Below are 22971 nucleotides of genomic sequence, written 5' to 3'. Positions count from 1 at the left end.
AAAAAAAGTTCGCAAGGCTTTATATTGATAAAGCTTTGCGAACTTTGCGTTTTGTGAAAGCACTGTTTTTATAAAAATCTTAGCGCTCTTTGCGGTTAAAAAACAAAAAACTATTGATGAAATACTGAAACCGCTGGGAAGTAATATCCTGAGAAACTTATCGTTCCTGTTTTAACACCGGATTCAGCATTAAATAAATATAGATTATTGATTGCGAAATTTTCACCAAATCCTTCATTTACTGTATTCACAACCAAAGTATTTTTCTTGCGATCGTATCCAATTCCTGCACCATATAAAATATTTGAGTTTGTCAATGTAATGAAAGGTGCTGTTAACGATCCTGCGGTACCATTATACTTATAAACTTCCTTACCTCCGCTCCAACTTCCATTTTTAGCTATAAAAACATCATTTCTAGCCGCTGTAATAGACCCCGGATGCCAAGCTCCCCAGCTTCCATTAGCTTGAAAACCTAACGGAATTTCTTTTACCTCAAGCGTATTTGAATCTATACTAATAAGATTTTTTCCTCCCGCTGCCCATACTTTTTTATCATCGGTAACTGCAAAGCCCAGAACCATACCAGAGATCGTTTTTTCTACCGCTAATGTTGAAGCATTAATGACAATAACTCCTTTTGAAGCTGACAATGCGAAAATGTAGCCTCCGGCTTTAACAATATCTCCTACCTGACCTGTAACGCCTTCGATTTGACCATTTAATGCCATTGTACTCAAATTAAGCTTAAATATTCCTTTACCAGAAGTTAATAATGCCTGATTTTCATCAACACCTACTACTGCACGCCAATCATTTCCTCCTTGAGCCGGGATTCTTTTTTCTTCTTTAAGCGAATATGCATCTGCCACGACAACAGGTCCGCCAACTTTAGAAACTAAAAACAGCTTTTTGTTAATGATCGTTCCGAACTCTAATGTTGACGATTCTGGTTTTAAATCTTTATCCGGATTTACTTTTACAAAAACACTGTCTTCTATTGCTTTTGTATCATATCTATAAAATCCTACTGTTCCTGTTCCGTGTCCAAACCAGCCTTCGTTGATCATGAAAAAACCGTTTTCATAAGCTCCATATGTATGAATATCGTATGTTAAAGAAACATTTCCACCACCATTTTTAGCCGTCATTGTAACTTTAAAATCTCCTCTTGTTTCTGGTTTAAATACATAAGTAGAATCAGATCCTACTACTTTTCCGTCTACTGCCCATTCAAAGGAAACATTATTTCTGTCTGCTAATTTTGAACTTAATTGCAGTGTTTTTCCAATGGTTAAAGTATCTTTTAACTGTTGTTCGCCTTTTATCACCGGAGGCGCTGTAAAATCATCATCATTATTACATGAAACTGTTAACATCATTAGAGAAGCAACTGCGAGTAACTGCTTGGAAAAAAATTGGTTTTTCATTATTAAATATTTAAAATTATATTACTTAAACCTTTAGCCGATATACAGTTTGCATTTAACAAAAGTTCTATAAAATAAACTTCTGTCTGCTTTTGTTTAAAAAAGCAAACATCTTGTACAACGATACGTTTTAATGATTTTTTTTAATGAAAAAACGGTATGAATCGAAAAGAAAAACTTCCAGCAGAAAATTGTTTTTACGATATCATATTTGCAGAAAAAAAATCTCATAAACTCTTTTTTGGCTTACGAGAATAGAATAACCAAACAATACTATTGTCACACAGAGTGAAAAAGTATTGGTTTTAATTCAAGCTTCAATCCCCGAAAGCTATTTATTACTATAAAAATGGCAGGTCTTCTGACTTGCTCCCTACACCCAGCCTTCCCTTTCAAAAAATGAAAAGTGACGTATTAAAGGGTTTCAGTTAATGAGCTTACAGCTGCGGGACAGTTTTGGAGTTACACCAAATTCCCTTTTAATGTCAATATTTATTCAATAATGACAACCATTTTCTGTTTTAAATTTTGAGCTGCAAAACTACTGCTTTCTTTCTTAAGAATGCAATACTTCTTTATTTTAAAGACTTTCTTCTCATTTTTAATCTCTACTTTTTTGAAATTATAAAGTACTGGGCAATCAAAGAAATGTAAAGTCAACAATTAAATTGTTTTTGTTAAAAAAGTATCAACTAAATAAAAAAATATCTTATATATTCGTAAAATCGTATTTTACATTTTTATTTATTATCAAAAACACAGAGCGTTTTATGAGCAAAACTTCTACTAAAGGCATTTGGAAAGTAATATCAGCCTCTTCTATGGGCACCATGATTGAATGGTATGACTTCTACATATTTGGGAGTTTAGCAGTCGTAATTTCAACCAAATTTTTCCCTAGCGACAATCCAACCGCAGCATTCTTATCGACTCTGGCCACTTTTGCTGCAGGGTTTGTAGTTCGCCCTTTTGGCGCTTTGTTCTTTGGAAGGCTTGGAGATATTATTGGCCGAAAATATACTTTCATGGCTACTTTATTATTAATGGGAGGTTCTACTTTTTTGATAGGATGTATTCCCAGTTATGAAACGATTGGTTTTATGGCACCCTTATTAGTTTTGATTTTGCGCTTACTGCAAGGACTCGCTCTTGGCGGTGAATATGGAGGCGCGGCTACATACGTGGCAGAACACGCTCCCGTTGGCCAAAAAGGATACTGGACATCCTGGATTCAGACCACGGCAACCGTGGGTTTGTTTATTTCTTTAATGGTAATTCTGGCTACTAAAAATGTGCTTTCGGCCGAAGCTTTTGATTCCTGGGGATGGCGCGTCCCTTTTTGGGTTTCTATTGTAATGGTTGGGGTTTCGTATTTAATTAGAAAAAATATGGACGAATCGCCTGTATTTGCAAAAGCAAAAAAAGAAGGAACGACAAGTACAAACCCGTTAAAAGAAAGTTTTGGAAATCGCTATAATTTAAAATTTGTGTTGCTGGCTCTGTTTGGGGCCACAATGGGGCAGGGAGTAGTTTGGTATACAGGACAATTCTATGCGATGAGTTTTATGAAAACGGTTATGAATATTGATTCTTCGCAAGTAGACAGTTTGCTCGGAATTGCATTATTAATAGGAACTCCTTTTTTTATTGTTTTTGGATGGCTGAGCGATAAAGTTGGCCGAAAATACATTATGATGTCCGGAATGCTGCTGGCTATTTTATTCTACAGACCTATATATAAGATGATGTATAACACAACTGATGTGAGCTATAAGACAGAAATTGTAGAGCAAACCTCTCAAAATGTTGAAAGAACCCAAAATAATGACATAATTACTACCATTTCAAAAACCTATACGGATGGAACTTCGTATATCGAAAAGAAAACAGATTTTGCTGATAAGAAAAAATCTCAAAGCAGTATTACTATAAATATCAATTCCGGAGACGAATGGACTTTAATTTTTTTAGTTTTCATTCAGGTTTTGTTTGTTACGATGGTGTATGGCCCAATTGCAGCATTTTTAGTTGAAATGTTTCCAACTAAAATCAGATACACCTCGATGTCACTTCCTTATCATGTTGGAAATGGTATTTTTGGAGGTTTACTGCCGGCGATTTCAACGTACTTTGTAACGCATTCAAAGGCCGCCGGAAAAACCGATTTTTATCTCGACGGACTTTGGTATCCTATTATTATCGCTTCGATCTGTTTTGTAATTGGAATGATTTATATAGACAATAAGAATAAAATTAATCATCTTTAATATTTAACAACATGAATACAATCAAACAGGCTTTAGGCATTTTATGGGTTATTTTAGCAGTTGCCGCTGCTTACTTTTGCGTGTTTGAATTTGGCTTACCTAAATTATTATCAGATCAGCAAGATGATTTAGTCTTTGGCATTATTATTCTTTTTATTCTAACACCGCTTATTGTTTTGGGTTTAGGAACATTTGGTTATTTTGCTCTAATTGGAGAGTACAACGATAAAAAGAAATAAACAAAAACAATAAACAACTAAACCAGAAAAGGGCTGTCTATTTTTCAATAGAACAGCCCTTTCACATTACTAACCAAACCAAATTTTTAATCTGTCAGCGATATATTTTCAGCCTTTATTTTTTGATGAACTTCATTACTTGGGTTTTGTCATTTTCATCTGAAGCTTTTACAATATATAACCCTGTTTGTAATTCGCTCACGCCAAATTGAAAATCAACATTTCCATTTGAAGCAAAACTTTTAACCAACTGCCCGGAAACTGAAAAAATCTGAACTTTTACAGCAGCCGTATTTAAAGTAAAATAGTTTGAAACGGGATTCGGATACAAATTCACTGTACTTCCTTTTTCAAAATCTTCAATCGCCAGATTTGCCGTTTTATTTCCATAAATTCTATATTCTCCCGGAGTTAAATTTATTGGAGCGTTTATATCCGTAACATTTATGGTCGTGTTATCCATTAAATTATACCAGGTTCCTGCGTAAGGAAAACCGGTTGCCACATTTTGAGCCGTAACATCAAAATTGGCCAGAATCAAAACATCTTTTAATTGTGCCGAAGTCAAACTTGCATTTGTTATTTTAATGTTTACTGTTAATGAATTAGCATTTGGAATTGTAGAAGTACCGGAAAAAACAGGTTCTGTTTTTTTAAGTGTAATCATTTTAGCCCAATCGTTATAAATTTTATTACGATTTGAATTTCCTAACCAATTATTTACCCATTGCGGCTGTGGTTTTGTGTCTAATTTACAATCTCCGCCAGCAGCATCTGAATCTGTATTTACTGAATTATCGTTACAAGTAAAAATAGAACTCTCCCATCCTAATTCTCCAAAATGCCAAATCATTTTTGGTCCCGGAATCAATAGCGAAACTGCTCCAATTGCAGACATTCTTGACAAAGCCGTATTTAATGTCTTTACATTATAAGTTCCATTTACAGCTCCGTATTGTACATTTTTATACATCAAACGTTCTTCGTCATGACTTTCGGCATAACCTATTAAACGATTTGCTGCAAAACCACGATTAGCGCTTGACATTTTCGAAATATTACTCTCTGTGGCATATCCCATTGAAAGCTGATTGTATTCTTTTGTCATTTTTCCCCACATCATGATTCCTTTGCTTGGTGTTTCAGAAATTTTATAATCTGCCCATTGTTTCTCTTCATTTTCAGTTCCTAAATGTTCAAAAATAGTATAATGTGAAGGATCTAAACTCCAGGAATAATCAGCATATTTCTTTAAAATATCCACTCTATCCTGCTGATATGCATTGGTACAAGCTTCATCAGAAGCCGTACAAGACTGTGTAAAACCTTTTGTTAAATCCCAGCGGAAACCATCAATTTTATATTCCTGAATCCATTGTTTAATTACACGTTCTACATAATATTGTGTTCTCGCCGATTGATGATTAAAATCTTCTCCTACGCTGTAAGTATGTTTTGCAACGGTATTAAAATATGGATTCTCTGCTGTTGGCGAACCAAAACCATCTCCGTCAGGATCATTCATCCACATTCTTACCATAGGATTTCTTCCAAAAGCGTGATTTAATGCCACATCCAAAATAACGGCAATTCCATTTTGATGACATATATCGATTAATTCTTTTAATTTATCTGATGTGCCATAAAATTTATCCAAAGCCATATGAAATGAGGTATTGTAACCCCAGCTTTCATTGCCTTCAAATTCCATTACCGGCATCAATTCGATCGCATTTATTTTAAGATTTTTAAAATAATCGATCTTATCAATTAAGCTTTGGTAATTTCTAGCCGCATCAAAATCACGGACTAAAACTTCATAAACCACTAATTTTTCTTTTTCTGGTTTTGTAAAATTTGTTACCTGCCAGTTGTATGGAGCCTGTCCTGTTTTAAGAACTGTTACTTCAAATTGCTGTCCTGCCGGATAAGCTGGCAGATTTGGATAAGAAGCTGAAGGAATTGACGGATCATCATAAGGAGATAAAACCAAAGTCGAATAAGGATCGGCAGTTTTTACCAAAGATGGAGAATTAGCAAGGGGTGTTGCATCTACAACCCAATATTGATACGTATTATTGAGTCCCGAAACTAATCCGTTTAATTCTAACCAAAATTTTCCCGAAGCCGGGTCTTTTTTCATGGCATACGCCGAAGTTGGCTGCCAATTGTTGAAACTTCCCGCAACGTACACAAAATCTTTTAAAGGTGCATCCAAAACCAAAGTTGCTTTTGAGAAATCAGCCGGGTTATAATTGATTCCATCAACTAAACCTGCAGGCATCGCTTCAGAAATTGTATTTGGATTTACTATAACCGAAAACTTTTTTACAATTGTCGTTGCGCCCTGAGTAACACTCAATTCGTAACTCTGATTATTTGTAATCCCTACATGAGAATAAGAATAGCTTGCGGTACTTGTGTTTGTATTAATAACGGTTCCGTTTGCTTTTAAAGAATAACTTGCTGTTCCGTTTGTATTAGTGGCCGTAATATTAAAATTAGACCCAGATGCTATAATTGAAGCACTGTTTTCTATTGGTGAGGTTAAAGAGACTTGAAATGAGCCTACTTCTACCAAAATATCTTGTGATTTTTTATCGCCATTTCCGTTTTTGGCTTTTACCAAAAAACCAATTTTTCCAATTCCTGTTGTATTGTAATAGATTGTTGGTGTAATTGTTTTGGTATAAGTATCGGTACCTGGGTTATAGGTAAACTTGCTCGCTTCACTTGAAGCATCCCAAGAACCATTATTTGGAGTTCCTTTTTGAGTAGTATCATTGGTATCAAAAGCCCAAGCCCACAGATACAAGGAATGATCTGTAATTCCCCACTTCCCCTCATCAATACTACCATTAATAGTAATTGTAATTGGTGTATTTTCTTCAAAAGTTGATGGATTTATTGAATAAGTAACGGTTTGAGTTTGAGCAAAAGACGTTACTGCCATCAATAAAAATATTGATAGTAAAGTTTTTTTCATAATGTTGTGGTTATTCGGTTAGTCAGCCTGATTAAAAAAGGGCTATCCTAGCAGATAGCCCTTTAATTATTTATGAAAATTTTTATTCCTGATTAGGAATCATTAAATAACTTCCATCTAAATCATTGAAATAAATTACATATTTAGATTTTGCTACTGGTATGTTTTCACCGTTTCCTCCACCTGAGAATGGAGTTGTTCCTCCCCATGACACATCCCAGGAATTATTTGCTCTAAATTTAGCATCTCCATCATTCAATTCTGCATTTTTTCCTGATAATGACCAGGCATGTTTGTCAAAATCTGATTTATCTAATGCAGTAGAAACATCCCAGCTGCCAGTGGCACTTCCTACAATACCCACTGTCTCATATGTTTTTGCTATAGCATCATCCTCATAAGCTTTTAAAGTATATTTCAGAGAAGTAGTATTGAACTCAAAAGCGTAATATCCATCTGCTGGAATTGTAAATTCTCCTGCATTATCTTTAATTTCAATAGAACTATCGCTAGCTCTGCCAAGTTGAGATGCCCAGCTTCCTTTTTCAGAAATCAATTTAAAATTACCTGCTTTAAAATATCCTACAAACTTGTACTTATTGGCTTCTTTTCCATCTCTGAACATTGGCTGGTGTTTGGTATCAACATTGTTATCCCATCCGCCAGCTACAGCTGCTCCAATTAAGTACCAATCTGTAAACTCATAAACAACTCTCCCCAAATAAGGAGTTACACTAATAGTGATCAATCCTTTAGAAAACTGCTGAACTGCTCCAGAAATATTAGATGAGATTTTCACATCATAGAAAGCTGCTTCTTCTGGTTTTCCACCAAGTTCTATTGCTGCCTGATTTAACTCCTTAACCAAGACCGATACCTCAGTTACACTCCCTGTAGTTACTTTAAGCGTTTTTGCTGCACTAAAGTCACCTCCTTTTTTATCAATTAACAACGTATAGTTTACTGCTACCGGACTAGTATATTTTGCCGCAGACCAAGTAAACTTAGCCGCTTCTTTAGCTGCATCATCTGCCTTTAATACAAATTCTTTTCCTGTTGCAGGTGCGGTAATTTCTGGTATAGAAACACCTTCAACAATTGGTCTTTCGTCAACAGCATCAGCATTACATGATACCGCCAATACACCAATAAATGCGATTAAAATTTTATATATATTTTTCATTTCACTGTTTTATATAAGGTGTTAATATCCTGGATTTTGCTTCAATGTTGGGTTTGCCTGAATGGTTTTAGCCGGAATTGGCATTAAATCTCTGAATGAAGATGTAGCAGTTCCGCTTTGAACACCACCTTTCCATTGCCAGATTTTATCTCCTCCTGTAAATTTCCCAAAACGAATTAAATCAGTTCTTCTGTGGCATTCCCAGTACAATTCTCTTCCTCTTTCTGCCAAGATAAAATCAAGTGTTAAATCCGCTGCAGTAATTGCAGGAGCATTAGCTCTCGTTCTAATTTGGTTAATATAACCTACAGCTGTACCTATGTTTCCTGATGCCGCCCCGCGCAAAGTTGCTTCTGCATACATTAAATAAGCATCTGTAAGTCTAAACATTGGGAAATCAGTATCTGGTATATCTGTTCTTTGAGCTGCTGAGCCATCTGAGTTTACGTTTGTAAACTTAGTCAATGCGTAACCATCCGTAAATGTTGATGTATTAGTAATATCTAATGCTTGCCCAGGAGTATAAGCGTATAATCTCTTATCTCCCCACACTTGTTGTTTACCTAAAGAAACCGGTGCATTAGTAAAACTAGTTGGAGCGGCAACTTCAACACCGTTTAAGGTAATTTTACCCGTTACAAGATTAAATAAATAAGTATTATTAGCATTGAACCCTGCGTCCTTTTCATTTTTATCGCTTGAATCAAAAGCCTGACCATCTTTATTAACTAAGATTCCTGTATTGTTTGCCAAGTTTTTGCTTTTTGTTTGATAAAAATCAAATGAACTTATTGGTGCACCAAAACTAGCTATAAATTCTTTGCGCGTTCTGATTCCCTGCCATCCGCCATCCATACCTTGTGCAGCAGCATCAATACTGCCTCCAATAGATGCATGTAAAATAAAACTCATTCCACCACCAGTTGCTCTAATAGCATTTCCATCACTGATAATTGGAAAAATAAATTCAGACTCAGCACCATTTCTGTCATTGTTAGCAGAAAATAAGTGACGATAAGGAACATTGGCAAATGTGTATCCTGAATTAATAATTTCAGTACATAACGTTGCTGCTTCATTATTTCTTTCTGTTCCTGTATATACTTTTGAGTTTAAATAAATCTGAGCCAATAAAAATTTAGCTGCAACTTTATCTATTCTTCCATATTCGTTTGATTTAGCAGCTTTAAGGCTGCTATCTAAATCTTTCAACTCAGACTCTACATACGCAAAAACTTCTGCTCTTGATTTTTGTTCCGGATAAAAGAATCCAACTGGGTCATTTTCTGTAGTAATTGGCACATTTCCAAATAAATCCATCAAGTTCACGTAAGAGAAAGCTCTTAAAAAACGTGCTTCAGCTCTAAAAGTAGCGATTTCAGCTTTTAGGTTTGCATCAACACCTCTGGCATTAAGTTTTTCCTCTGTAGTTTGTCTTAAAAATTCATTTGCAAGACTGATATGGTAAGAAGCTCTAGAATAAGTTCCGTATAAAAACTCATTAACAGGAGACCAAGTTTGTGTATTTAATGTTGGTAAAGTTCCATCTGCCCACGCAATAATTGCTTCATCAGTAGAAAATTCCTGAGTAACAAAAAGCAATCGTAAGTAACTGCTAAAATCGCCGCCCAAACCAGAAATATCTGGAGCTCCATCTCCATCATTACCCCCTACATATAAGCCGGCATATAATTTTGCTAATACTTGCTTATAAGATGTTGGGTCCTGAAAAAAGGTTTCAGATAAAAATTCATCATCATCCTTTGGTGTCACGTTCAAATCGTCAGTACACGAAGTCAACGTCATACTTAATCCTAGAATGAATAGGAAAAAATAAGATATATATTTAAATGATATTTTCATTTTGTATGTTTTAAAATTTTGTTTTTCAATGTACTATTTAGAAACTTGCATTTACTCCAAACAAGAAAGTTCTTGCTCTTGGGTAAACATTACCGTCAATTCCGTTAAATTTCTCCGGATCTAACCCATCATATTTTGTAAGTACAAAAACGTTCTGAACACCAGCTGAGAATCTTAAAGAAACATCTTTTAATACTGATTTATCTAAAGTATATCCAACTGTTACGTTATCCAGCTTAATAAAAGAAGCATCTTTTACATAGTAATTGGATAAATAACGTTGTGTTCCGTTATCTTCAAACTTAAAGCCTGTATTTAAATAATCTGAACTAACATTAGACAAATCATCATTTCTTCTTAAGGCAGCATCAGAATAACCTAAGTTAGAGTTCACATTATCAAAAATGTAATTACCTAAACTAGCTCTCCAGTTCATTGTAAAATCAAACTTTTTGTAGTTTAAAGTTGAAAATAAACCAAAAGTATAATCTGCTGTTGGTTTTTTATATCTATAACGATCTGAAGCATCTATTTTACCATCTCCATTTCTGTCTACATAAGCTCCTGCGATTGGTTTTTTATTAGCATCGTACAATTGCTCGTATACAAAGAATGAATTTGGAGCGTATCCTACTGTATTAATAAGAACTTTGTTTCCGTTTCCACCTTTAATGTTATCTCCTACTTCATATCCTTCAAAACCAGGAACTGTCTGACCTAAGTTTTCAATTTTTTGATCTAAGTAAGTAGCATTAACAGCTACATTCCAAGTTAAATTGTCATTTTTAACAATATCAGACTGAAGACTGAACTCAAGTCCTTTTGTTCTTAAATTACCAATATTATTAAAACCTTGGTTTCTTAAGTTAGCTCCGTCAGGAACCAAGACATCTGCTAATAAATCTGTTGATTTTTTATCAAAATAGTTAAGCGAACCTGTAATTCTGTCTTTTAAGAATCCAAAATCAAAACCTAAGTTCATCTCTGCTAACTCTTCCCATTTGATATTTGAATTATATCCTTCTGGTCTTGCTGTTCTGTAAACAACACCATTAAATACATATTGAGTATTAACTGTACCCAATGTTACTCTTCGTAAATAATCGTATTGAGCAGAAATATCCTGCTGCCCTGTTGTACCGTAACCAACTCTTAGTTTTAAACTAGAAAGTGTTTCGTTATCTTTTAAGAAAGACTCTTCAGCAACATTCCATGCAAAAGCACCTCCCATAAAGTTACCCCATCTGTTTTCTTCAGAAAAACGTGAAGTACCATCTCTTCTGTAATTTAAAGTCAGTAAGTATCTGCTGTCGTAACCTAAGTTTAAACGACCAAAGTAAGACTGTAAATTGATATCCGGATCAGTTATAACATCTTCATTTCTAGTAGCCTCAGGCTGTGTAAGTGCTCCTGATTGGTATTTTTCTTTTTGAAACAATTGATAGTTATAACCAGCTGTTGCATCAATCTTAAATTTACCTAAAGTTTTAGTATAATTCAAGTAAGTATTTAAGTTTTTATTCTGAAGATCATCAGTATAAGTATCGTAGTTTCCTAAATTCACATAATTTGGCGAAGTAAAAGCATTTGGCTGAAAACCTAAAATACTTTCTGTACTTTGTCTATTATAGCCACTGCTGTCAAATCTATCGATACCGGCTTCGGCTACGATTCTTAAATCTTCAAAGAAATGGAATCTATAGTCTACACTAATGTTACCCCATTTTCTTGTAGATTTAGATCTTTTATCTTCTTGATTTAATCTTGCAACAGGGTTTTTTGCAGGTAATAATGCAATGTTTCCATTAGCCTCTAACCATTCAAAATAACCTCCATAACGAGAACCTGCCTGATAAGGCGACTGAGTTGGGTCAAAACTAATAGCAGCACCAATAACTGCATCTTCATCTTGAAATTGATTTTTACTAAAAGATAAGTTTCCGCTAATATCAATTTTTAAGTGATTATCAAATAATACAGGGTTTAACGATATCGATGTCGTAGTTCTTTCAAAAGAAGTGTTTCTTAAGATTCCAGGATTATCAACATTACCTACAGATAAACGTACTGGCAATTTATTGAATAATGAACCGCTTACAGAGATATTATTGTTAGTAGTTAATGCTGTATGGAAAATTTCATCCTGCCAGTTAGTACTTGCAGTACCCATTGTTGCTTTTTGAGCAGCATTTCCTTTTGTATTTACCAATTCACGGAACTGATCAGCATTTAACACATCAACTGTATTTGCAACTGTGTTTATACCCACCTGAGAACTAAAGTTAACTTTTACGCCGCCTTTTGTTCCTTTTTTAGTAGTAATAACAATCACACCATTTGCCGCTCTAGATCCGTAAATCGCTGCCGCAGATGCATCTTTAAGAACCGTAAATGATTCGATATCATTAGGATCAATAGTAGACAAAATACTTGTCGCTCCACTTGGTACAGCATTACTTAACGGAAGTCCGTCTAAAATAATTAAAGGATCATTTGAAGCACTTAATGAAGATCCACCACGAATTCTAATATCTGCTTTAGCGCCAGGAGCTCCTCCTCCAACAACATTAACACCTGCAATACGGCCGCTAATTAAAGTTTCTGGAGTTACGTTGATCCCTTTGTTAAATTCTTTAGCAGAAATTTGAGATACAGATCCTGTTGCGTCTTTTTTCTTAACAGTTCCGTAACCTACTTGTACCACAACTTCTTTCAGCTGATTAGTATCTTCTTCTAAAGTTACGTTTAATGTTTTCTGACCAGTATAGTCAATTGTTTCGGTTTTGTATCCAATGAAAGAAACAACGATTTTACTGCCGTTTTTAACATTTGACAGCTGGTAACTTCCATCAAATCCTGTTGATGCACCGTTTGGAGCACCTTGTACATTTACGTTTACTCCCGGTATTGGCTGACCTGTTGCTTTATCGACAACAGTCCCATTTAGAGTGTTTTGAGCTAACACTGTAAACGGCAACAATAGGAATAAAAATAACAACTTTTTGTAAATTGTTTTCATACTTTTTGTTTAAATTAGTTTGAGTTTGTGATTGTTAGTTAAGTTTTTAATTTTACTTCGAATTTCAAAATTATGAATTTATTAACGTGCTCGACCTGAGACTATTTTTATTGAGTTACGAAAACGTGGTAGTGTTGAAAACTTTCTATATTTTGTAATCTTTTCAGTCAAAAAATGTCAAATCACAAAATAAAAGATACCTTTATTAATAATTAGATTTTTTTTAATAAAACCCATGAAACGCAAAATAACCCTAAAACAGATTGCAAAAGAACTTGACGTTTCTATTTCAACTGTCTCAAAATCACTTAGAAACAGTCTTGAAATTGGAGAAGAAACACGATTAAAAGTGCAGGCTTTTGCAAAGTTTTACAACTACAAACCCAACAATATTGCCCTTAGTTTAAAAAACCGAAAAACCAAAAGTATTGGCATTATCATTCCGGAAATTGTACATTATTTTTTCTCTACTGTAATCAACGGAATCGAGCAGGTTGCCAACGAAAACGGCTACAGTGTTGTCATTTGTTTATCTGATGATTCTTTTGATAAAGAAGTACTGAATATGGAAATGTTAGCCAACGGAAGTATCGATGGTTTTATCATGTCTCTTTCTAAAGAAACGCAGTTTAAAGGTGACTTTCACCACATCACCGAAGTTATCAATCAAGGGATGCCGGTGGTAATGTTCGACCGTGTAACCAATGATATTTTATGTGACAAAGTGATTATTGATGATAAAGCCGCTGCCTATGAAGCCGTTCAGAGTTTGATAGATAATGGAAGAAAAAAAATTGCTCTGGTTACAACTGTCGATTATGTAAGTGTTGGGAAATTAAGAACCGACGGCTACGAAAAAGCACTTTTAGACAACGGAATTCCATTCAACGAAGATTTAATCATCAAAATTGAAGATGTCGATACCTGCGAAATTACTATTTCACAGCTTTTACACGACAGAGCTTTTGATGCCGTTTTTGCAGTAAATGAGCTTTTTGCAGTAACAATTATTAAAACTGCATCAAAAATGGGATTAAAAGTTCCGGAAGATTTAGCCGTAATTGCTTTTACAGACGGAATCATCTCAAAATACTCGACTCCAAGTATTACAACCGTAAGCCAGAGCGGTGAAAAAATGGGAAATAAAGCCGCCAAAATGCTAATTGAAAGACTCGAAGCCGAACACGATGATGACGAAGAAGAAAACGAAAACTACACTACAGAAGTTATAGAAACACATTTAATAAAAAGAGAATCTACTGACTAATTTTCTTAAAATCAACACTTTCTAAAGCCATAAAAAATATTTATGGCTTTTTTGTTAGCATATATCTAAAAATAATTTATACTTTTACGGCCGTCAAGGCTTTTACTTTTACTTCGAAAAAAACAGTAAGTTTTGATAAGCAAAGCGCTTATCGTATAATTTTTCACAAATTACGATAATGGAAAAGCGTAAATTAAGTTTCTGGGAAATTTGGAACATGAGTTTCGGTTTCTTGGGAATACAAATGGGGTTTGCTCTACAAAACGCAAATGCCAGCAGAATTCTTCAAATTTTTGGTGCCGACGTACATGAACTTTCATGGTTCTGGATTATTGCTCCTCTTATGGGGTTAATAGTACAGCCAATCATTGGTCATTACAGCGATAAAACCTGGGGAAGATTCGGCAGACGAAAACCTTTTTTTCTTGTAGGTGCTATTTTAGCTTCGGTTGGATTAATCTTAATGCCGCAAGCTAATATTTTCATTTCCGTTTTACCTGCTTTATGGGTGGGAGCCGGAATGTTAATGATTATGGATGCATCTTTCAACATTGCCATGGAGCCGTTTCGCGCGCTTGTTGGTGATAATTTAAGAACAGACCAGCGTACTGCAGGATTTAGTATTCAAACTTCATTAATTGGTTTTGGAGCTGTTATTGGTTCAGCATTGCCTTATGTTTTAACAAAGTACTTTAACATTTCAAACAGTACCGTTCCCGGAAGTGTGCCTTTAAACCTTACTTTATCATTTATAATTGGTGCAGCGGTTTTAATTGGTTCCATCCTGGTAACCTTATTCACAACCAAAGAATACTCGCCAGAAGAGTTAGCAAAATTTGAAGATCCGCAAAATGAGGTGTTTTCTGATTCTGAGGAAAAATCAAAAATCACAGACATTTTTACTGATTTTGCAAAAATGCCAACTACAATGCGTCAGCTGAGCTGGGTACAGTTTTTCTCTTGGTTTGGATTATTTGGAATGTGGGTTTTTACCACTCCGGCAATCGCGCATCATATTTACGGACTGCCATTAGAAGACACGTCAAGCCAGCAATATCAAGACGCTGGTGATTGGGTTGGAATTTTATTTGGTGTTTACAATTTAGTTTCTGCCATTGTCGCTTTGTTTTTCTTACCGTACATCGCAAAAAAAATTGGCCGAAAATCAACTCACGCCGTTTCATTAATTATTGGCGGAGTTGGTTTAATATCCATTTATTTTATGCCAAATGAAGACTGGGTCGTGCTGCCAATGATTTTAATTGGAGTTGCATGGGCTAGTATTCTGGCAATGCCTTATGCGATTCTTGCAGGATCAATTGCCCCAAAAAAGATGGGAGTTTACATGGGAATCTTCAACTTCTTTGTTGTTATTCCTCAAATTGTAAACGCATTAATTGGCGGTCCAATTGTAAAATATCTTTACAATGGCGATGCAATTTATGCCTTAATTACCAGCGGAGTAAGTTTTTTAATTGCCGCTCTTTTAGTCTATAAAGTAAAAGATGTAGACGACACTATTCTAAAATCATAAAGAAGAATTCCTTTTAAAATGAACAAAAAAGCATTCATATTCGATCTCGATGGAGTAATCGTTGATACTGCTAAATACCACTTTTTGGCATGGCAGAAAATTGCACAATCTCTAAACATAAATTTTACGCATGAAGACAACGAACTTTTAAAAGGCGTAAGCCGTGTTCGTTCGTTAGACATTATACTTGGATTAGGCAATGTTGAGGCGTCTCAGGAAGACAAAGACAAATGGTTAATTCAAAAAAATGAAGATTATTTATCTTATTTAGTTGACATGGACGAAAGTGAGATTCTTCCTGGTGTTTTTAAAACACTGCAATTATTAAAAGATAAAAAACAAGGAATTGCATTGGGCTCTGCCAGTAAAAATGCAAGACCAATTTTAGAGAAAACCGGAATCATTTCGTATTTCGATGTTATTGTTGACGGAAACGATGTGACCAATGCAAAACCAGATCCGGAAGTTTTCTTAAAAGCAGCTCAATTATTACATATTGATCCAAAAGATTCAATCGTATTTGAAGATTCTGTTGCCGGAATTCAGGCAGCAAACATAGGCGGAATGGTAAGTGTAGGAATTGGTGAGGAAACAATTTTACATGAAGCTGACTATATTTTTAAAGATTTTACTTCAATAGAAGAATCCTTTATACAATCATTAATCACAAAATAAATCAATCAATCACTTAGAAGAAAAAAGGAATAGCAGCCTTTTTGATTCCTCAAAAAATCACTAAAAAAGAAGATGAACCAAGATTATATAAAACCAGATAATTGGTCAATTATAGAAGAAGGATTTGATGCCGAGAGAGTAAAATCGTCTGAAAGTCTCTTTAGTATCGGGAACGGTGCTATGGGGCAGCGCGCCAATTTTGAAGAAACATATTCGGCAGAAACTTTTCAGGGAAGTTACATTGCCGGAATTTATTATCCGGATAAAACAAAAGTGGGATGGTGGAAAAACGGTTACCCGAAGTATTTTGCCAAAGTATTAAACGCTCCAAACTGGATTGGAATTGACATCGAAATCAACGAAGAAAATCTGGATTTAAACACTTGTACCGAAGTTAGAAACTTCCGCAGAGAACTGAATATGAAAGAAGGATGGTACAATCGTTCTTTTGAAGCTGTTCTAAAAAACGGAACCGAAATTGCCGTAAACGTTCGTCGTTTTCTTTCATTAGATTTAGACGAAGCCGGAATCATTAAATATGATATTACGCCTTTAAATAAAGACGCAAAAATTGTTTACAAACCTTATGTTGATGCCGGTGTAACCAATGAAGATGCCAACTGGGAAGAAAAATTCTGGGAACCGCTTGAAGTTAAAAAAGGTACAAATGAAGCTTTTGTAACAGCGCAGACTTTTAAAACGCATTTTAAAGTTACGACTTTCATGCACAATACGATTTTGGCAAATGATGAAGATATTCATGTTTCGCCTTCTACAATCGATTCAACTGCAGACAAAGTTCAGTATACTTATGGAACCATTATCGCAAAAGGCCAAACCTCATCTATTCAGAAAATTGGAGGATATACGGTTTCTTTAAATCACGAAAACACTTTGGCAGCAGCCGAAAAAGTAATAAAAGCTGCGGTAAATTCAGGATATGATGCTTTGCTTCAAAATCAAGTTGAGGCTTGGGCAAAAATCTGGGAAATGTCAGATATTACAATCGAAGGCGATGTAAAAGCACAGCAGGGAATTCGTTTCAATATTTTCCAATTAAACCAAACCTATTCAGGAAAAGATTCTCGTTTGAATATCGGTCCAAAAGGTTTCACCGGAGAAAAATACGGCGGATCTACTTATTGGGACACTGAGGCGTATTGTATTCCGTTTTACATGGCTACAAAAGATCAGCAGGTTGCCAGAAACTTATTGACCTATCGTTTTAACCAATTAGATAAAGCAATTGAAAATGCTAAAGATAATCTAGGTTTCAAAAACGGTGCAGCCTTGTACCCAATGGTAACCATGAATGGTGAAGAATGCCACAACGAATGGGAAATCACACACGAAGAAATCCATAGAAACGGTGCAATTGCTTTTGCGATTTACAACTATTACCGTTATACCGGAGATTACTCTTATATTCCTGAAAAAGGTTTAGAAGTTTTAATCGGGATTGCGCGTTTCTGGCACCAGAGAGCTTCTTTCTCAAAAGAGAAAAATCAATATGTGATTTTGGGAGTTACAGGACCAAACGAATACGAAAACAACATCAACAATAATTTCTACACCAATTATATCGCAAAATGGTGTATTGATTTTGCTGCAGAACAAATTGCTAAAGTGGGTACAGAATATCCGGCAGATCACAAACGAATTCTTGAAAAAGTTAGCCTTTCGGCGAATGAAATTCAGGAATGGAAAAAAGTGGCCGATGATATGTATTTCCCAACATCCGAAGAACTTGGAATTTATTTGCAGCAAGACGGTTTCTTAGACAAAGATTTAGTTCCGGTAAAAGATTTAGATAAATCACAGCGTCCTATTAACCAAAAATGGTCTTGGGATCGCGTTTTACGTTCGCCATACATCAAACAAGCTGACGTTTTACAATGTTTCTATTTCTTCGAAGATCATTTTTCAAGAGAAGAATTAAAAAGAAACTTCGAATTTTATGAATCATTTACCGTTCATGAAAGTTCTCTTTCTCCTTGTGTACACTCGATTCAGGCTGCCGTTTTAGACAAAATGGATATGGCATATACTTTCTATTTAAGAACTTCTCGTCTGGATTTGGATGATTATAATAAAGAAGTGGAAGAAGGTTGTCACATCACGTCAATGGCTGGAACATGGATGAGTATTGTAGAAGGTTTTGGAGGAATGAGAGTGAAAAACGATCAATTGCATTTCTCTCCAAAAATCCCAAAAGAATGGAAAGGGTATTCTTTTAAAATTAATTTCAGAAACCAAATTTTAAAAGTAACTGTAAATCATAACGAAACAACATTTACTGTAGACGGCGATCAAGATTTAACAATTGTGGTTAACGGAAATCCTATAATTGCAAGTAAATTTGTACAAATAAATTAATTACATAAAACTTAAAAACATGAAAAACTTATTTTTCGCAAGTTTAATTTTGTTCGCGTTTAGCACAGTTGCAAAAGCGCAGCAGTTAAAATCACCCGAAGGAAAGTTCGTAATGGAATTTTCTCTTCAAAACGACGGAACTCCAACTTACAATTTAAAATACAAAAATAAAGAAGTTGTAAAAACCAGTAAATTAGGTCTTGAACTTAAAGATGATAAAAAATCTTTGTTAAACGATTTTACGGTTGTTGATACTAAAACTGCAACTTTTGATGAGACTTGGAAACCAGTTTGGGGAGAAGTAGATCATATCAGAAATCATTACAATGAATTGGCTGTAACTTTAAATCAAAAAGGAACAGACAGACAAATCGTAATTCGTTTCCGTTTATTCGATGATGGTTTAGGATTTAGATATGAATTCCCGGCACAAAAGAATCTTACTTACTTTACTATTAAAGAAGAAAGATCTCAATTTGCCATGACTGGAGATCATACTGCTTTCTGGATTCCGGGAGATTACGATACTCAGGAATACGATTATACAAAATCGAAATTATCTGAAATTAGAGGTTTGTCTCAAAAAGCATATACGGCAAACGTTTCTCAAAAATCATTTTCACCAACAGGAGTTCAGACTTCTTTGATGTTAAAAACAAAAGACGGAATCTACATCAATTTGCACGAAGCGGCTTTGATCAACTATTCTTGCATGCACTTGAATCTTGATGATAAAAACATGACTTTTACTTCTTGGTTAACGCCAGATGCAAAAGGAGACAAAGGCTATATGCAGGCACCAAGCCACTCTCCTTGGAGAACCATTATAGTAAGTGATAATGCTACAGAAATCTTAGCTTCAAAAATGACTTATAATTTAAATGATCCTTCAAAAATTGAGAATACATCTTGGATCAAACCTGTAAAATATATTGGGGTTTGGTGGGAAATGATTACAGGAAAAAGCTCTTGGTCATACACTAACGATTACCCGACAGTACAATTGGGAGTTACTGATTTCGCAAAAGCAAAACCAAACGGAACACACGGAGCAAACAATGCTAACGTAAAAAAATACATTGATTTTGCTGCGGCAAATGGTTTCGACGCTGTTTTAGTTGAAGGATGGAACGAAGGCTGGGAAGACTGGTTTGGACACTCTAAAGATTATGTTTTTGATTTCGTAACGCCTTATCCTGATTTTGACGTAAAAGCACTGCACGCGTATGCAAAATCTAAAGGTGTAGAAATTATCATGCACCACGAAACTTCTGGTTCTGTTCGTAACTACGAGCGCCACATTGATAAAGCCTACAAATTCATGAATGACAACGGATACACAGCTGTAAAAAGCGGATACGTAGGTGATATTTTACCTCGCGGTGAAAATCACTACAACCAATGGATTGTAAACCATTACCAATACGCAATCGAAAAAGCGGCTGATTACAAAATTATGGTGAACGCTCACGAAGCAGTTCGTCCAACAGGAATTGCAAGAACGTATCCAAACTTAATTGGAAACGAAGCTGCAAGAGGAACAGAATACCAAGCTTTTGGAGGTTCTAAACCAAATCACGTTACGGTTTTACCATTTACACGTTTAATTGGAGGTCCAATGGATTATACGCCTGGAATCTTCGAAATGGATATCAGCAAAATGAATCCTGAAAACACTTCTCATGTAAATAGTACCATTGCAAACCAATTGGCATTATATGTTACCATGTACAGTCCATTACAAATGGCAGCTGATACTCCGGAAAATTACAACCGTTTCCCGGATGCATTCCAATTCATTAAAGATGTAGCTGTAGACTGGTCAGAAAGTAAATATATCGAGGCTGAGCCTGGAGATTTTATCACCGTTGCACGTAAAGCAAAAGGAACAAATAACTGGTTCGTTGGAAACGTAAATGGAGAAACTTCTCGTACCTCAAACATCGATTTCAGCTTCCTTGAAAAAGGTAAAAAATACACCGCAACAATTTATGCTGATGCAAAAGATGCGCATTACAAAACAAATCCGCAGGCTTATACGATCAAGAAAATTGCTGTAACCAACAAATCAAAATTATCACAGCTTTCTGCTCCTGGAGGAGGATATGCGATAAGTATTATTGAAAACAAATAATTTAATTAATGATATAAGAAATGTAAGTCCATTTAAATAGAAACCTCCCCAGTTTTTGCCTTAAATGTTCTTACATTTCTTATATGGTTTAAATTCTACTCACTATGAACAGCCTAAAAATAAACCATCATATCTTTAGATTTATACTATTGGTTTTGTTGTTTTCCGCTTCCGCGAAAGCGCAAATCCAAAAAGTAGAACCGCCTTTCTGGTACGCAGGAATGAAAAATCCGGAACTGCAGATTATGTTCTACGGAAAAAACATTGCACAATACGAAGCTTCGGTTTCAAACAATGTGGCGATTAAAAACGTAGAAAAAACAGAGAACCCGAATTACCTTTTCGTAACCATTGATACGCAGAACTTAAAAGCTTCTGAATTGGTTTTCTCTTTCAAAAACAAAAATAAAGTCGCTTTTACTCAAAAATATGCTCTTAAAGAAAGAAGAGCCAATTCTGCCGACAGAAAAAGTTACGACGCATCAGACATGATTTACCTGATCATGCCGGATCGTTTTGCTAACGGAAATCCTAAAAACGACAGCGACGCTTCTTTAACTGAAAAAGGAAACCGTCAGGATCCAAGCGGGCGTCACGGTGGTGATATCGAAGGAATCATTAAAAACTTAGATTATATTTCGTCTCTTGGTGCAACTACAATATGGAGCACACCTTTATGCGAAGACAATGACAAACAGCATTCGTATCATACTTACGGTCAGTCTGATGTTTACAAAATCGATCCTCGTTACGGAACGAATGATGATTACGCTCGTCTTTCTGCAGAAATGCACAAAAAGAACATGAAACTGGTGATGGATTATGTTACGAATCACTGGGGAATCACACATTGGATGATGAAAGATATCCCAACTAAAACATGGTTCAATCAATTCGAGACTTTCACACAAACACACCACAGACGTGAAGTAATTACAGATATTCACGCTTCAAAAATAGATCAGGAAGTTTGTGTGGACGGCTGGTTTGTACCTTCTATGCCAGACTTGAATTTAAGAAATCCTTTAGTTGCAAAATACTTAACTCAAAACGCTATCTGGTGGATAGAATTTGCTAATCTTGACGGATTCAGAGTAGATACTTATAACTACTCTGACCAGACAGCAATGGCCAATTGGGCAAAATCGATTACCAATGAATATCCAAACTTTAATATTGTTGGAGAAATCTGGATGCACAATCAGGCAAATTTAGCGTATTGGCAAAAAGACAGTAAAATTGGAGCAATCGAAAATTACAATTCGAATCTGCCAAGTGTAATGGATTTTACGCTTCAAAGTCAGGTTACTTCTGCTTTTAATGAAGACGAACCAAGCTGGGACAACGGGTTGATTAAATTCTATAACAATTTTGCAATGGATTATTTATATCCAAATACGAATAACATTTTAGTTTTTGCCGAAAATCATGATACCGATCGTATGAATGATAAGTTCAAATACGATCTTCCAAAATACAAACTGGCGATGACTTTATTGGCTACAGTTCGTGGAATTCCGCAATTGTATTACGGTTCAGAAATTGGAATGGGCGGCGATAAAAGCAAAGGAGATGCCGATATTCGTCAGGATTTTCCAGGTGGCTGGGCTGGCGATAAAAACAACGCTCTGACTGCAGCAGAAAGAACGGCTGAACAGGCAAAATACTTTGATTTTACTTCGAAATTATTCAATTGGAGAAAATCAAATGAAGCGGTTCATTTCGGAAAAATGACACATTATATTCCAGAAAATAATACCTACGTTTATTTCAGATATACTGATGCTAAAACAGTAATGGTAGTTTTCAATAACAATGCAAAAGAGCAGGTTGTAAAAACAAATCGTTTCAAAGAAAACATCAAAAACTTTAAATCTGGAAAAGATGTTATTACAGGAAAAACATTTGATTTAAGTTCAGAAATTAAATTAGAACCAAAATCAGCAGTAGTTCTAGAATTAGAATAAATATTTTATTTAAACACATAGGGACATAGAT

General features: G+C 35.2%; 13 protein-coding genes and 1 riboswitch. Of the genes, 8 read left to right on the top strand and 5 right to left on the bottom strand.

The window, feature by feature from the left end; translation table 11 throughout:
- Positions 1–110 precede the first annotated feature (110 nt).
- Positions 111–1430 carry a DUF5074 domain-containing protein gene (locus tag BKM63_RS08045; protein ID WP_071636092.1) on the bottom strand — a complete coding sequence of 440 codons (1320 nt, stop codon included), beginning with the start codon at positions 1428–1430 and terminating at the stop codon, positions 111–113.
- A 334-nt stretch (positions 1431–1764) separates the two neighbouring features.
- A riboswitch (cobalamin riboswitch) is annotated at positions 1765–1959 on the bottom strand.
- Between the two features lie 241 nt (positions 1960–2200).
- Here BKM63_RS08045 and BKM63_RS08040 point away from each other — a divergent pair.
- Positions 2201–3697 carry an MFS transporter gene (locus BKM63_RS08040; RefSeq protein WP_071636091.1) on the top strand — a complete coding sequence of 499 codons (1497 nt, stop codon included), beginning with the start codon at positions 2201–2203 and terminating at the stop codon, positions 3695–3697.
- Between the two features lie 11 nt (positions 3698–3708).
- Positions 3709–3936 carry a DUF6814 family protein gene (locus tag BKM63_RS08035; protein ID WP_071636090.1) on the top strand — a complete coding sequence of 76 codons (228 nt, stop codon included), beginning with the start codon at positions 3709–3711 and terminating at the stop codon, positions 3934–3936.
- Positions 3937–4051: 115 nt separating this feature from the next.
- Here the strand turns inward: BKM63_RS08035 and BKM63_RS08030 are convergent, their stop codons facing one another.
- The 4 genes from BKM63_RS08030 to BKM63_RS08015 form a co-directional block, all read right to left on the bottom strand.
- On the bottom strand, positions 4052–6922 hold the full coding sequence (locus BKM63_RS08030) for an alpha-amylase family glycosyl hydrolase (protein ID WP_071636089.1): 2871 nt from the start codon (positions 6920–6922) through the stop codon (positions 4052–4054).
- Between the two features lie 82 nt (positions 6923–7004).
- Positions 7005–8105 carry a SusE domain-containing protein gene (locus tag BKM63_RS08025; protein ID WP_071636088.1) on the bottom strand — a complete coding sequence of 367 codons (1101 nt, stop codon included), beginning with the start codon at positions 8103–8105 and terminating at the stop codon, positions 7005–7007.
- A gap of 21 nt (positions 8106–8126) precedes the next feature.
- Positions 8127–9968, bottom strand: coding sequence for a RagB/SusD family nutrient uptake outer membrane protein (locus BKM63_RS23860; RefSeq protein ID WP_071636087.1), 1842 nt, complete (start codon positions 9966–9968; stop codon positions 8127–8129).
- A gap of 37 nt (positions 9969–10005) precedes the next feature.
- Entirely contained in the window at positions 10006–12987 is a 2982-nt protein-coding gene (locus BKM63_RS08015; RefSeq protein ID WP_071636086.1) for a SusC/RagA family TonB-linked outer membrane protein, read from the bottom strand.
- 235 nt (positions 12988–13222) lie between these two features.
- Here BKM63_RS08015 and BKM63_RS08010 point away from each other — a divergent pair, with 235 nt between their 5' ends.
- The 6 genes from BKM63_RS08010 to BKM63_RS07985 all read left to right on the top strand — a co-directional run bounded on the left by BKM63_RS08010 (position 13223) and on the right by BKM63_RS07985 (position 22940).
- Positions 13223–14254, top strand: coding sequence for a LacI family DNA-binding transcriptional regulator (locus BKM63_RS08010; protein ID WP_053469995.1), 1032 nt, complete (start codon positions 13223–13225; stop codon positions 14252–14254).
- Positions 14255–14432: 178 nt separating this feature from the next.
- The gene (locus BKM63_RS08005) at positions 14433–15788 is read left to right on the top strand and encodes an MFS transporter (protein ID WP_071636085.1); all 1356 of its coding nucleotides are present in this window, start codon (positions 14433–14435) and stop codon (positions 15786–15788) included.
- Between the two features lie 18 nt (positions 15789–15806).
- A complete protein-coding gene (pgmB, locus tag BKM63_RS08000; RefSeq protein ID WP_071636084.1) occupies positions 15807–16463 on the top strand; it encodes a beta-phosphoglucomutase in 657 nt (218 codons plus the stop codon).
- Between the two features lie 72 nt (positions 16464–16535).
- Positions 16536–18839 carry a glycoside hydrolase family 65 protein gene (locus tag BKM63_RS07995; protein ID WP_071636083.1) on the top strand — a complete coding sequence of 768 codons (2304 nt, stop codon included), beginning with the start codon at positions 16536–16538 and terminating at the stop codon, positions 18837–18839.
- A gap of 19 nt (positions 18840–18858) precedes the next feature.
- The gene (locus BKM63_RS07990) at positions 18859–20973 is read left to right on the top strand and encodes a glycoside hydrolase family 97 protein (RefSeq protein ID WP_071636082.1); all 2115 of its coding nucleotides are present in this window, start codon (positions 18859–18861) and stop codon (positions 20971–20973) included.
- Positions 20974–21077: 104 nt separating this feature from the next.
- Complete coding sequence (locus BKM63_RS07985; RefSeq protein ID WP_071636081.1) at positions 21078–22940, top strand: glycoside hydrolase family 13 protein; 1863 nt, start codon at positions 21078–21080, stop codon at positions 22938–22940.
- The last annotated feature ends 31 nt before the right edge of the window (positions 22941–22971 follow it).

Origin of the sequence: Flavobacterium johnsoniae (assembly GCF_001879205.1) — a bacterium.
In the GTDB taxonomy this organism is placed as follows: domain Bacteria; phylum Bacteroidota; class Bacteroidia; order Flavobacteriales; family Flavobacteriaceae; genus Flavobacterium; species Flavobacterium johnsoniae_A.
Note: the sequence above shows the minus strand (reverse complement) of the source record. Positions and strands in the feature narration are given on the sequence as shown.